Here is a 12,811-nt window from a genome sequence, read left to right as displayed (position 1 = left end):
AAGAAGGGCCGTACCCGGCGGGTACGGCCCTTCTCTCAGCTACTCAAGCCGAGTGCAGCGTTCACGCCGCGACGACCTCGATGTTGACCTTGGCGGCAACCTCGGGGTGCAGACGCACGGACGTCTCGTGAGCGCCCAGCGTCTTGATCGGGGCGCCCAGCTCGATGCGGCGCTTGTCGACCTCGGGGCCACCGGAGGCCTTGATCGCCGAAGCGATGTCGGCCGGGGTGACGGAACCGAACAGACGGCCGGCCTCGCCGGAGCGGACGGCCAGGCGGACCCTGACTCCCTCGAGTTGGGCCTTGACCTGGTTGGCCTGCTCGATCGTCTGGATCTCGTGAATCTTGCGAGCACGACGGATCTGCTCGACGTCCTTCTCGCCGCCCTTGGTCCAGCGGATCGCGAACTTCCGCGGGATCAGGTAGTTGCGAGCGTAGCCGTCCTTAACGTCGACGACCTCGCCCGCGGCGCCGAGGCCGGAGACCTCGTGGGTGAGGATGATCTTCATGAGTCGGTCACCCTTCCCTTATCGCGCGGTGGACGTGTAGGGCAGCAGCGCCATCTCACGGCTGTTCTTGACGGCCGTGGCGACGTCACGCTGGTGCTGCGTGCAGTTGCCGGTCACGCGACGGGCACGGATCTTGCCGCGGTCGGAAATGAACTTCCGCAGCATGTTCGTGTCCTTGTAGTCCACGTAGGTGACCTTGTCCTTGCAGAAAGCGCAGACCTTCTTCTTCGGCTTGCGCACAGGCGGCTTCGCCATGGTGTTTCTCCTGTGTGATCAAGAAGTGTGGGGTGCGGCCCACCCTTGCCCTGTCCAGGTCCGAGGACCTGAGGCGAAGGCTTAGAAGGGGGGCTCGTCCGAGTAGCCGCCACCGCCGCCGGAGCCGGAGCCGGAGCCGCCGCCCCAGCCGCCACCGCCCTGGCCACCGGCCGGAGCGCCGGTCGCCCAGGGGTCGTCGGCCGGTGCGCCGCCCTGCTGGCCGCCACCGGGGCCGCCGCCCCAGCCGCCGCCACCCTGGCCGCCACCACCGCCGTAACCGCCCTGCCCACCGCGTCCGGCCGCGGTCTTGGTGACCTTGGCCGTGGCGTTACGCAGGCTCGCGCCGACCTCGTCGACGTCGAGCTCATAGACCGTGCGCTTGACGCCCTCTCGGTCCTCGTAGGACCGCTGCTTCAGCCGGCCCTGCACGATGACGCGCATGCCTCGCTGGAGCGACTCGGCGACGTTCTCCGCCGCCTGACGCCAGACCGAGCAGGTCAGGAACAGGCTCTCGCCGTCCTTCCACTCGTTCGTCTGGCGGTCGAAGGTGCGGGGAGTGGACGCGACACGGAACTTCGCGACCGCCGCACCGGACGGGGTGAAGCGCAGCTCGGGGTCATCGACAAGGTTGCCGACGACCGTGATGACGGTCTCGCCTGCCATGGGGGAACCTCTCGGCGGGTGTGCTGCTGGCTGCTTGTGCTGCTACTCGAATCCCGGGATCGGCTGAGCGGAAGCTCAGTGGGTCTCGGGACGGAGGACCTTGGTCCGGAGGACCGACTCGTTCAGGTTCATCTGGCGGTCGAGCTCCTTGACGACCGCAGGCTCGGCCTGCAGGTCGATGACCGAGTAGATGCCCTCGGGCTTCTTCTTGATCTCGTACGAGAGACGACGACGGCCCCAGGTGTCGACCTTCTCGACCTTTCCGCCACCGTCACGGACGACGGAAAGGAAGTTCTCGATCAGCGGGGAGACAGCGCGCTCCTCGAGATCGGGGTCGAGGATGACCATCACCTCGTAGTGACGCATGTGGAACCCACCTCCTTTGGACTCAGCGGCCACGGTCGTTCCGTGGCAGGAGGGTCGTGATGCGTACGCAACGGTATCGGCCGCCACTGACAATCGGGTGTCGGTCGGCGGTTGACCCGGCACGGCCTGGGCAGACACCGGTGCAGACGGTACAGAGTACCCGGACACGTGCTTCCGGTTGAAATCCGACCGTGGGGCCCGTCAATCTGTACACATCGGGTGTGTATGGCGCTACGATGCGCCGCCTTCCGCAGGAGGTGCCCCATGGCACAGGTATTGCGACCCAGCACCACCGGTTCTCTCTTCGCCACGGACGGCAAGGCCCATCCCGTCCAGGACACCCTTCTCCTGGTGACCCTGACGCTCGGGATCGCGTCCTTCGTCACGGCGATGTTCCACAGCCTGCATCTGATCAGCTCCTGGACCGGCCTGGTGGGGATCTTCACCGGCGCCTTCGGGCAGTACATCTCCGTCACGACTCGTCAGCGCTTCGGTCTGATCCTGGGCCTCGGCGCCGCGGCCATCGGCTTCTTCCTCGGCATGGCCCACGGCGGTCTCTTCGGCGGCATCGTCGGCGGCTGACGTCGCATCGCCTTCCGGCCCGGCGGGCCGGAAGGCGATGCGACGGGCACAAAGGTTCCATACAGCCATTCGGGGCGCTCGTAGGGCGCAGTAGGCTTCGGCGCGAGAGCCGGAGCCCCTGTACCCATGGGGACACACCAGCCCGAGGAGCGCCCCGAATGAGCCTGACCCTGAGGACGATCAGCCGCGAGCAGCATCTGGCGTACATCCAGAGCCTGCCGGCGGCGAGCCACATGCAGGTCCCGGCCTGGGCAGACGTCAAGGCGGAGTGGCGCTCGGAGAGCCTCGGCTGGTTCGACAAGAACGGCGAACTGGTGGGCGTGGGGCTGGTGCTGTACCGCCAGCTGCCCAAGCTCAAGCGGTATCTCGCCTACCTGCCCGAGGGTCCGGTCATCAACTGGTTCGCGCCGAATCTGAACGACTGGATCCAGCCGATGCTCGCGCACCTCAAGCAGCAGGGCGCCTTCTCCGTGAAGATGGGCCCGCCGGTGATCATCCGGCGGTGGGAGGCCACCTCCATCAAGCAGGGCATCCAGGACCCGGACGTGAAGCGGCTGCGCGACATCGAGGCGGACGTCATCGAGCCACGCGCTTTCGAGGTCGCCGACAAACTGCGCCGCATGGGGTGGCAGCAGGGCGAGGACGGCGGCGCCGGCTTCGGCGACGTGCAGCCCCGTTATGTCTTCCAGGTGCCGCTCGCCAACCGTTCCCTGGAAGAAGTCCACAAGAACTTCAACCAGCTGTGGCGCCGCAACATCAAGAAGGCCGAGAAGGCCGGCGTCGAGGTGGTCCAGGGCGGCTACCACGACCTCGAGGAATGGCAGCGGCTGTACGAGATCACGGCCGTGCGCGACCACTTCCGGCCCCGCCCGCTGTCGTACTTCCAGCGCATGTGGACGGCCCTCAACACCGAAGACCCCAACCGCATGCGGCTCTACTTCGCGCGGCACAACGGCGTGAACCTGTCGGCGGCGACGATGCTGATCGTCGGTGGCCACGTGTGGTACTCCTACGGCGCCTCCGACAACGTCGGGCGCGAGGTCCGGCCCTCGAACGCGATGCAGTGGCGGATGCTGCGCGACGCCTACGCGCTCGGCGCCACCGTCTACGACCTGCGCGGCATCTCCGACTCCCTGGACGAGACCGACCACCTCTTCGGCCTGATCCAGTTCAAGGTGGGCACCGGCGGTCAGGCCGCCGAGTACCTCGGTGAATGGGACTTCCCGCTCAACAAGCTGCTCCACAAAGCGCTCGACCTCTACATGTCGCGTCGCTGACGCCGCAGTACCGGTGCCAAGGGCCCGAGCGGTCCGGCATCGCCCCCGCCGGCCCGGCGGATGCGTCACAATTTCCTCACACACCTCTGACACACGGCAGCCACAAGAAAGGTTCCGGGACCGGCCATGGCGCTCACGCTCTACGTCGACACCGCGCGCTGGCGGGCACACCACAAGCACGTGCAGGAGCAGTTCCCGGGGCTCGTCCCCGTCTGCAAGGGCAACGGCTACGGCTTCGGCCACGAACGGCTGGCAGAGGAGGCCACCCGGCTGGGAGCCGATGTCCTCGCCGTGGGCACGACGTACGAGGCGGCCCGGATCAAGGACTGGTTCGGCGGTGACCTGCTGGTGCTGACGCCGTTCCGGCGCGGTGAGGAGCCTGTTCCGCTGCCCGACCGCGTCATCCGCTCGGTGTCGTCCGTGGACGGCGTGTACGGGCTCGTGGGCGCCCGTGTGGTCATCGAGGTGATGTCCTCGATGAAGCGGCACGGTGTGAGCGAGCAGGACCTGCCGCATCTGCACGCCGCCATCGAGAACGTCCGTCACGAAGGCTTCGCCATCCATCTGCCGCTGGACCGCACCGACGGCTCCGACGCCGTCGAGGAGGTCATCGGCTGGATGGACCGGCTGCGTGCGGCCCGGCTGCCACTGCACACGATGTTCGTGAGCCATCTCAAGGCCGAGGAACTGGTCCGGCTGCAGCAGCAGTTCCCGCAGACGCGCTTCCGCGCCCGCATCGGCACCCGGCTGTGGCTGGGGGATCACGAGGCCACCGAGTACCGCGGGGCCGTCCTGGACGTCACGCGGGTCTCCAAGGGTGAGCGCTTCGGCTACCGGCAGCAGAAGGCGGCCTCGGACGGGTTCCTGACCGTCGTGGCGGGCGGAACGTCGCACGGGGTGGGCCTGGAGGCTCCCAAGGCCCTGCACGGCGTCATGCCGCGCGCCAAAGGCGTCGCCCGGGCCGGTCTCGCAACGGTGAACCGGAATCTTTCGCCGTTTGTCTGGGCGGGCAAGCAGCGCTGGTTCGCCGAGCCCCCGCACATGCAGGTCTCGATTCTGTTCATCCCCGCGGACGCCACGGAGCCGAAGGTCGGCGACGAGTTGGTGGCCCACCTGCGGCACACCACCACGCAGTTCGACCGGCTCGTCGACTGCTGAGGACGAGGCGGCCCCCCAGGGAGCGCAGCGCAGAGGCCGTACACGGGTTCCGTGTACGGCCTCTCTCGTAGTGCTCCCGGAGCTCTGTTCGCTCAGGGCGAACCGTTCCTCGTGGGCTCCGCAGCCGTGCTGCCCCACTCCACGTGCGGGCCCTCGAAGTGCGCCGCGTGCCGAGGCGGATGAGCCGCGGCCCCCAACGCAAAGGCGTCCGGCGCGCCGTCCAGCACACCGCCCGACGGGTCGTCGTCACCGGCCCGGCGCACCATGTCCCGTTCCGGCATGAAGATGTCGCGTACGACCATGGCGCACAGGTAGAGCGTCCCCAAGAGGTGGACGGCGATGGCCACTTGGTACCCGTCCGTCGGAAGACCCTTGTGGGCGTCCCCACTGGTCGTGTACGCGAGGTACATCCAGATACCCAGGAAGTACGCCACCTCACAGGCCTGCCAGATCAGAAAGTCCCGCCAGCGCGGCCGGGCCAGCGCCGCGAGGGGGACCAGCCACAGCACGTACTGCGGCGAGTAGACCTTGTTGGTGAGGATGAACGCCGCGACGATCAAGAACGCGAGCTGTGCGAAGCGTGGACGGCGTGGGGCCGTCAGTGTCATCGCGGTGATACCCAGGCAGGCGAACAGCATCATGATCATCGCGCAGATGTTGGCCGTGTCCTTGGTGATCTCGATGTTGAGCCAGCGCGAGATGAACAGGAAGACCGAGCCGAAGTCGACGCCGCGTTCGCGGCTGAAGCTGTAGAACTTCGACCAGCCCTCGGGCGCGAGGAACATGACAGGCAGGTTGACCACGAGCCATGCGCCCACCGCGCCCAGCAGGGCGGTCCCGTACTCCCGCCACCTGCCCGCCCGCCAGCAGAGCACGAGCAGCGGTCCGAGTACCAGGAACGGATAGAACTTGGCTGCCGTGGCGAGCCCGACGAGAACACCGAAAGCGAGGACCCGGCCCCGCGACCACATCAGCATCGCGGCGGCCAGCAGCGCCACGGCCAGCAGGTCCCAGTTGATGGTGGCCGTCAGTGCGAAGGTGGGCGCGAGCGCCACGAGGAGGCCGTCCCAGGGACGCCGGCGGTGAGTGCGCGCGGTACACACGGCGATGACCACGGCACACACCATGAGCATCCCGGCGTTGACCATCCAGTAGGTCTGCTCCCGGGACTGGATGGCACCGCTGCCCGGCGTCAGCCACGAGGCGACCTCCATGAACACACCGGTGAGCAGCGGGTACTCGAGGTAGCTCATGTCACCGGGAAGCTTGTCGAAGTAGGGCACGAGCCCGTCAGCGAAGCCGCGTCCCTGATAGAGGTGTGGGATGTCCGAGTAGCACGCGTGCGTGTACTGCGTGCTGGCCCCGAAGAACCAGCCGCTGTCGTAGCAGGGCAGCTTCTGGACCATGCCGAGGGCGAACATTCCGATCGCGACGAGCGCCACAACCCGTACGGGAGTCCACCAGGACGTCCCGAGTAGCGCACGCCGTCCGATGGGGCCGCCGATCAGCTCACTACCCGCCGCTGCGACCTCATCTTCCCGGGTCGGCCGCACCGTGTCCGGCTCGTGGACGCTCACTCGCGTCGTCTCTGCACTGGGCATGGGGCTCATACTGCCGCATCGGCCTAGGAACTTGCCGAGGGCCGCCACGCCTGATCGGTGTGACGGCCCTGGTCCGGTTGATGTTTCACGTGAAACGGAGTGTTTCACGTGAAACACGTTCGGTGACGGCTACCCCTTGGAGCCTCCGAGGAGCCCCCCGTTGCCATTGCCTCGGGTGCTGCTGGTGGTGCTCTCTGAGGGAGACGGGGTCACTCCACCCGTGCCGCCGGTGTCGGTGCCGCCGGTGTCGGTGCCGCCGGTGGTGCCACAGGTCCAGTCGAATTTGCGGCAGGTGTCGGACGGTCTCGGCTTGGGCGAGATCAGCGACTCGCTCGGGGTCGGTGTCGGGCTCAGCGTGACACTCGGCGTGGGCGTCGGAGTCACGCTCGGGCTCGGGGTGTCGTTGACGATCTCGCCGATGTCCTCGGGCGTCGGGAACGGCTCCGCGGGATCCCCGTTGAGTGCTTCCGCCATGTAGTCGTGCCAGATCTCGGCCGGGAACGAGGCACCGTGGATCTTCTGCTGGCCGCCCGTTCCGTACATCTTCAGGAACTCGCGCGACTTGTTCTTCTCGTCGTCATCCATCCGGTACATGCCGATCGAGGTCGCCAGTTGCGGGGTGTACCCGACGAACCAGGCGGACTTGTTGTCGTCCGTCGTACCGGTCTTGCCCGCCACCTGACGGCCGGGAAGCTTTGCCGCGGTACCGGTGCCCTTGTCGACCACGGTCTTCAGGACGTCCGTCACATTGTCGGCGACCGCTGCGGTGAAGGCCTGCTTGGTCGCCTTGGTGTGCTGGAAGGTCGTCCCGTCCTTGCTGGTGACCTTCTCGACCGAGTACGGGTCGTTCTGCTTGCCGCTGGCTGCGAAGGTGGCGTACGCACCGGCCATGCGGATCGCGCTGGGATCGGAGGTACCGATGGAGAACGACGGGACGCTGGAGTTCGCCAGGGTGTTCTCCAGGATGCCCGCGTCCAGGGCGCTCTGCTTGACCTTGTCCAGGCCTACGTCCATGCCGAGCTGAACGTAAGCGGAGTTGACCGACTCCCTCATCGCCTCGCGCAGGTCGATCTTGTAGCTGGGTGGGTTGATGGACTCATTTCCGTCGTTGGTCTGGAGCCACTCCTTGCCCTCCTTGTCGGTCCAGGGCGTCCCGTCGTAATTCTTGATCTTGAGCTTGTTCTTGCCGCTGTACAGGCTCTTGGGAGAGGCCACCGTGCGCTCGTCCTGTGCCTGTTCCGGTCCGAGGTCCGGGTTCCGGACACCCCACTTCATCGCGGCCGCCAGTACGAACGGCTTGAACGTCGAACCCACCTGGGCACCGGTCTGGTCGGCGTTGTTGGTGAAGTGCTTGGTCGCGTCCTCACCGCCGTAGATCGCCTTGATGGCACCGCTTGCCGGATCCACAGAGGCACCGCCGAACTGGACGAACTTGTCCGTCTCCGGGCGCTGCTTGGGTTTGATGTTGGCCTGCTGGACCTTCTTCACAGCGGCCTCGAGCTGGGTGACCTTCTTCTCGTCGAAGGTCGTGTAGATCGAGAGGCCACCCCGCTGCAGTACTTCCTGGGTGACGTGCGTCTCGTCGCTGTGGCCCACCAGATATCCGTTGGCCAGGTCGACGAGATAGCCGGTCTGACCGCTGAGCCGGGTGTTGGACCGCGGGTTCTGAACCCTGGGCAGCGACGTGTACTTGGCCCGTTCCGCGGCGCTCAGATGGTTGTACTGGACCATCTTGGTGAGAGTGTCCTGCATCTGCTGCAGGGCGCGCTTGCTGTTGGCTTCCCTGGTGGCGGTCGGGTCGATCGAGGTCGAACCCGCCGGGTCGTAGTACGTGGCGCCCTTGAGCATCGCTGCCAGGAAAGCGCACTCACCCGGGTTCAGCTTCACGGCTTCCTTGTTGAAGTACGCACGCGCGGCCGCCTGGATGCCGTAGGCGTTACGGCCGTAGTACGCGGAGTTCAGGTAGCCGGCCAGGATGTCGTCCTTCGGGACGGTGGCCCCCACCTTGACCGCGATGAAGATCTCCTTGAACTTACGGGTGATCGTCTGCGACTGGTCGTCCAGCCGTGCGTTCTTCACATACTGCTGCGTGATGGTGGAGCCGCCCTGGGTCTCACCGCCCGTGGCCATGTTGAAGACGGCGCGAGCGATGCCCTTCGGGTCGATGCCGCTGTCCGTGTAGAAGGTCTTGTTCTCCTGAGAGATGACGGCGTACCGCATCGCCTGGGGGATCTGCGAGAGGTTGACGATCTGACGGTTCGTCTCACCGCCCGTGGCGACCATCTGGGAGCCGTCGGCCCAGTAGTAGACGTTGTTCTGCGCGGTCGCGGTCTGCGCCACGTTCGGGACGCTCACCATGGCGTATCCGATGCCCGCGACCGCCACCAGGCTCCCTATGAAGCCGATGAACAGCCCGCTCATCAGCTTCCACGACGGCACCCAGCGTGCGGCTCCGTACTTGCCGGCCCGCGGGTAGTCGATGAGGCGCTTCTTGGCGGGAGGAGCGCCACGCCCTCTGCCCCGCCCGGGCCCGTTCGGGCCTCCGGGCCCGCGTCCGGGGCCGTCGGCGGCCCTGCGCTGGCCGCCCCCACTTCTCTGAGCCGCCCGCCGGGCCTCGGCTCGGCCTCCGTACGGACGCTCCTCACCTCCCACTCCATATGTGTCGGAAGGAGACCCGGTGGCGCTTCGCGGTGCCGCGCGGCGGCCGGAGGACGCCGACTGACCGCGTCGGGCCGCGGCACGTCCGCCTCCTTGCGGCTGCGACGGTTTGCGACGGTGCTCGCTCATCGAACGATTACTCCTCGGGCAGGCGCATCCTCGCGCGCCTGGAAACGGCAGCAGGTTTCCGGTCCCCCCGAAGTACGGATGCGGTCGTTCTTGCATTCACCCGTACGGCACCGAGGACAAGGACGCCCCCGGGCGTCACTCGGTTCCCGGTGTTGTGCATGCCGCACAGACTACGCACCGCCGAAACCCCCGAGTCCCCAAGATCACCTCAAATCAGGCAACTTGCCTGCTACGAATCAGTGATGTGACCCCGTTCACCCTGCCCCCTCTTGTCGCACCCGGAGGGGCGTTCTATCGTGCTGATGTATCGAGTCGATACATCAGCTCGAGATAAAGTCCGTACGGACGAGTCAGTGACAGGGAGGTGGCGCGTATGAGCCGGCGTTCCGGGATCCTCGAGTTCGCCGTCCTCGGTCTGCTGCGCGAGTCCCCGATGCACGGCTACGAGCTGCGTAAACGACTCAATACGTCACTGGGTGTGTTCCGCGCGTTCAGCTACGGGACGCTCTACCCCTGCCTCAAGACGCTGGTCGCCAACGGCTGGTTGATCGAGGAACCGGGGGCCACGCCCGACGACGCTCTTGCCGCTCCGCTCGCGGGGCGGCGCGCCAAGATCGTCTATCGGTTGACGGCGCAAGGTAAGGAGCATTTCGAGGAGCTGCTCGCACAGACGGGTCCCGACGCGTACGAGGACGAGCACTTCGCCGCTCGTTTCGCCTTCTTCGGACAGACGTCCCGCGACGTGCGCATGCGCGTCCTGGAAGGCCGCCGCAGCCGACTGGAGGAGCGCCTGGAGAAGATGCGTGCCTCCCTGGCACGCACCCGGGAGCGCCTCGACGACTACACCCTCGAGCTCCAGCGCCACGGGATGGAGTCCGTGGAGCGCGAAGTGCGCTGGCTGAACGAGCTCATCGAGAGCGAGCGGGCCGGACGGGACCTCAGGGGTTCCACTGCCGACGGCTCCGCTCCGAGCAGCACATCTGGAGAGACGGGCGGCCTGCCCCGGCACCGGGACACGACCCGGCCGGATCCGTCCGACGACACCACCACGTGAGGTCCAGTCGGGGCTTCACCTCGTACACACAGGGAGCAACCGAAATGGGTTCGGTTCGCGTAGCCATCGTCGGCGTGGGCAACTGCGCCGCATCGCTGGTGCAGGGAGTCGAGTACTACAAGGACGCCGACCCGGCGTCCAAGGTCCCGGGTCTGATGCACGTCCAGTTCGGCGACTACCACGTCCGTGACATCGAGTTCGTCGCCGCGTTCGACGTGGACGCCAAGAAGGTCGGCCTTGACCTGTCGGACGCCATCGGCGCCTCGGAGAACAACACCATCAAGATCTGCGACGTCCCGTCGACCGGTGTGACGGTTCAGCGCGGCCACACCCTCGACGGTCTCGGCAAGTACTACCGCGCCACCATCGAGGAGTCCCCCGAGGCCCCGGTGGACGTCGTCCAGGTCCTCAAGGACAAGCAGGTCGACGTCCTCGTCTGCTACCTGCCGGTCGGCTCCGAGGAAGCGGCGAAGTTCTACGCCCAGTGCGCCATCGACGCCAAGGTCGCCTTCGTCAACGCCCTTCCGGTCTTCATCGCCGGCACCAAGGAATGGGCCGACAAGTTCACCGAGGCGGGTGTCCCGATCGTCGGCGACGACATCAAGTCCCAGGTCGGCGCCACCATCACGCACCGTGTCATGGCGAAGCTGTTCGAGGACCGGGGCGTCGTCCTGGACCGGACCATGCAGCTGAACGTCGGCGGCAACATGGACTTCAAGAACATGCTCGAGCGCGAGCGCCTGGAGTCCAAGAAGATCTCCAAGACGCAGGCGGTCACCTCTCAGATCCCCGACCGGGACCTCGGCGAGAAGAACGTCCACATCGGCCCGTCCGACTACGTGGCTTGGCTCGATGACCGCAAGTGGGCGTACGTCCGCCTCGAGGGCCGCGCCTTCGGTGATGTCCCGCTGAACCTGGAGTACAAGCTCGAGGTCTGGGACTCCCCGAACTCCGCGGGTGTCATCATCGACGCCCTGCGTGCCGCGAAGATCGCCAAGGACCGCGGCATCGGCGGCCCGATCCTGTCCGCGTCCTCGTACTTCATGAAGTCCCCGCCGGTCCAGTACTTCGACGACGAGGCCCGCGAGAACGTCGAGAAGTTCATCAGGGGCGACGTCGAGCGCTGACACGGCGCGGAACCGCGCTCCGAGACCGATCCACCGGTCTTCTTCGGGTCCCTGGGCCATGCGCCCGGGGACCCGCGCAGTATGTGAGGCTGTGGCCCATGTCCGTCGTGCGCGACCTGCGCGTCCTTCTGCGCTTCCGGGGTTTCCGGCGCCTGCTCTCCGTGCGGCTGCTGTCCCAGGGCGCCGATGGCGTCTACCAGGTCGCGCTCGCCGCTTACGTCGTCTTCTCTCCGGAGAAGCAGACCTCGGCCGGGGCCATCGCCTCCGCCATGGCCGTACTGCTCCTGCCGTACTCCCTCGTCGGCCCCTTCGCGGGCGTTCTGCTGGACCGCTGGCGGCGTCGCCAGGTCTTCCTCTACGGCAACCTGTTGCGTGCCCTGCTGGCCTGTGCAACGGCCGTTCTGATGCTGGGCCATGTCCCCGACTGGCTCTTCTACGTCTCCGCGTTGTGCGTCACAGCGATCAATCGCTTCGTCCTGGCGGGCCTGTCCGCCGCGCTGCCTCATGTCGTCGACGACGAACGCCTCGTCATCGCGAACTCGCTCTCCCCGACGGCCGGCACGCTCGCCGCGACCGCGGGCGGGGGACTCGCCTTCCTCGTGCGCCTGGCGGCCGCGGACTCCGACGCGGCGGTGGTGCTCCTGGGTGCAAGCCTGTATCTGGGTGCGGCCTTGGCGTCGCTGACCCTGGCGCCCGAACAGCTGGGTCCCGACCTGGAGTCGGTGCCGCCACGGCTCGGCACCGCCCTTGTCGGCGCCACACGCGACCTTGCGGCAGGAGTACGGCATCTCGCGAAGCCCCCGCGCCGCGAGGCGGCCTGGGCCCTCGCGGCCATGACGCTGATGCGGTTCTGCTACGGCGCGCTGCTGGTCCTGCTGCTGATGCTGTGCCGGTACGCCCTGTCCTCGGACGCGAGCCACGGACTCGCTCTCCTGGGGCTGGCGTTGGGGGTGTCCGGTGCCGGGTTCTTCACGGCCGCCGTGGTGACGCCATGGGCGGCGGGGCGCCTGGGCCCCGGCGGATGGATCGTCGTGTGCGCCGCTGCCGCCGCGGTCCTGGAGCCCGCACTCGGCCTGCCGTTCACCACGGGGCCCATGCTGGTCGCCGCTTTCGTGCTGGGGTTGATCACGCAGGGCGCGAAGATCTCCACGGACACGATCGTGCAGCACGCGGTCGACGACGGTTTCCGGGGGCGGGTCTTCTCCGTCTACGACGTGCTCTTCAACGTCGCGTTCGTCGGCGCCGCGGGCGTCGCCGCCCTGATGCTGCCTCCTGACGGCCGCTCGGCCACACTCGTGGTCGTGGTGGGCGTTTTCTACGCGGCAATCGCCGTGGCTATGCACCGTTTTGAACACAGTAAGTGTCACATCAAGGCTACGGACCCCCTCTGAACTTCAGAGTTGTCACTGCTCACCGGTAGCTTACGTGCGTCT

General features: G+C 67.1%; 12 protein-coding genes. 6 read left to right on the top strand and 6 right to left on the bottom strand.

Going from position 1 to position 12,811, the window contains the following annotated elements; genetic code table 11:
- Window positions 1–61 precede the first annotated feature (61 nt).
- The 4 genes from rplI to rpsF all read right to left on the bottom strand — a co-directional run bounded on the left by rplI (window position 62) and on the right by rpsF (window position 1,792).
- Window positions 62–508: a 50S ribosomal protein L9 gene (gene rplI, locus VXC91_RS02890; RefSeq protein ID WP_329504821.1), complete on the bottom strand. Its 447-nt coding sequence runs from the start codon at window positions 506–508 to the stop codon at window positions 62–64.
- Window positions 509–526: 18 nt separating this feature from the next.
- Window positions 527–763 carry a 30S ribosomal protein S18 gene (gene rpsR / locus VXC91_RS02885; RefSeq protein ID WP_003949403.1) on the bottom strand — a complete coding sequence of 79 codons (237 nt, stop codon included), beginning with the start codon at window positions 761–763 and terminating at the stop codon, window positions 527–529.
- Between the two features lie 81 nt (window positions 764–844).
- Window positions 845–1,426 (bottom strand): single-stranded DNA-binding protein, encoded by a 582-nt coding sequence (locus VXC91_RS02880; protein WP_329504820.1) that lies wholly within the window; start codon window positions 1,424–1,426, stop codon window positions 845–847.
- Between the two features lie 75 nt (window positions 1,427–1,501).
- Window positions 1,502–1,792: a 30S ribosomal protein S6 gene (gene rpsF / locus VXC91_RS02875; protein ID WP_004985983.1), complete on the bottom strand. Its 291-nt coding sequence runs from the start codon at window positions 1,790–1,792 to the stop codon at window positions 1,502–1,504.
- Window positions 1,793–2,056: 264 nt separating this feature from the next.
- On the opposite strand from rpsF, the gene VXC91_RS02870 reads away from it, so the two are divergent.
- The 3 genes from VXC91_RS02870 to VXC91_RS02860 all read left to right on the top strand — a co-directional run bounded on the left by VXC91_RS02870 (window position 2,057) and on the right by VXC91_RS02860 (window position 4,809).
- Window positions 2,057–2,374 carry a hypothetical protein gene (locus tag VXC91_RS02870; RefSeq protein WP_329504818.1) on the top strand — a complete coding sequence of 106 codons (318 nt, stop codon included), beginning with the start codon at window positions 2,057–2,059 and terminating at the stop codon, window positions 2,372–2,374.
- A 158-nt stretch (window positions 2,375–2,532) separates the two neighbouring features.
- Window positions 2,533–3,651 carry a peptidoglycan bridge formation glycyltransferase FemX gene (gene femX, locus VXC91_RS02865; RefSeq protein ID WP_329504816.1) on the top strand — a complete coding sequence of 373 codons (1,119 nt, stop codon included), beginning with the start codon at window positions 2,533–2,535 and terminating at the stop codon, window positions 3,649–3,651.
- Between the two features lie 126 nt (window positions 3,652–3,777).
- Window positions 3,778–4,809, top strand: a complete 1,032-nt coding sequence (locus tag VXC91_RS02860) for an alanine racemase (RefSeq protein ID WP_329504815.1) — start codon at window positions 3,778–3,780, stop codon at window positions 4,807–4,809.
- A gap of 92 nt (window positions 4,810–4,901) precedes the next feature.
- On the opposite strand, the gene VXC91_RS02855 is transcribed toward VXC91_RS02860, so the two are convergent.
- Window positions 4,902–6,410: a glycosyltransferase family 87 protein gene (locus tag VXC91_RS02855; RefSeq protein ID WP_329504814.1), complete on the bottom strand. Its 1,509-nt coding sequence runs from the start codon at window positions 6,408–6,410 to the stop codon at window positions 4,902–4,904.
- A 129-nt stretch (window positions 6,411–6,539) separates the two neighbouring features.
- A complete protein-coding gene (locus tag VXC91_RS02850) occupies window positions 6,540–9,197 on the bottom strand; it encodes a transglycosylase domain-containing protein (RefSeq protein WP_329504812.1) in 2,658 nt (885 codons plus the stop codon).
- A gap of 373 nt (window positions 9,198–9,570) precedes the next feature.
- On the opposite strand from VXC91_RS02850, the gene VXC91_RS02845 reads away from it, so the two are divergent.
- The 3 genes from VXC91_RS02845 to VXC91_RS02835 all read left to right on the top strand — a co-directional run bounded on the left by VXC91_RS02845 (window position 9,571) and on the right by VXC91_RS02835 (window position 12,769).
- Window positions 9,571–10,251 (top strand): PadR family transcriptional regulator, encoded by a 681-nt coding sequence (locus tag VXC91_RS02845; RefSeq protein WP_329504811.1) that lies wholly within the window; start codon window positions 9,571–9,573, stop codon window positions 10,249–10,251.
- 44 nt (window positions 10,252–10,295) lie between these two features.
- Window positions 10,296–11,378 (top strand): inositol-3-phosphate synthase, encoded by a 1,083-nt coding sequence (locus tag VXC91_RS02840; protein ID WP_329504810.1) that lies wholly within the window; start codon window positions 10,296–10,298, stop codon window positions 11,376–11,378.
- A 98-nt stretch (window positions 11,379–11,476) separates the two neighbouring features.
- Complete coding sequence (locus VXC91_RS02835) at window positions 11,477–12,769, top strand: MFS transporter (RefSeq protein ID WP_329504808.1); 1,293 nt, start codon at window positions 11,477–11,479, stop codon at window positions 12,767–12,769.
- Window positions 12,770–12,811 lie beyond the last annotated feature (42 nt).

The sequence above is a fragment of the Streptomyces chiangmaiensis genome (genome assembly GCF_036281785.1).
Taxonomy (GTDB): domain Bacteria; phylum Actinomycetota; class Actinomycetes; order Streptomycetales; family Streptomycetaceae; genus Streptomyces; species Streptomyces chiangmaiensis.
Note: the sequence above shows the minus strand (reverse complement) of the source record. Positions and strands in the feature narration are given on the sequence as shown.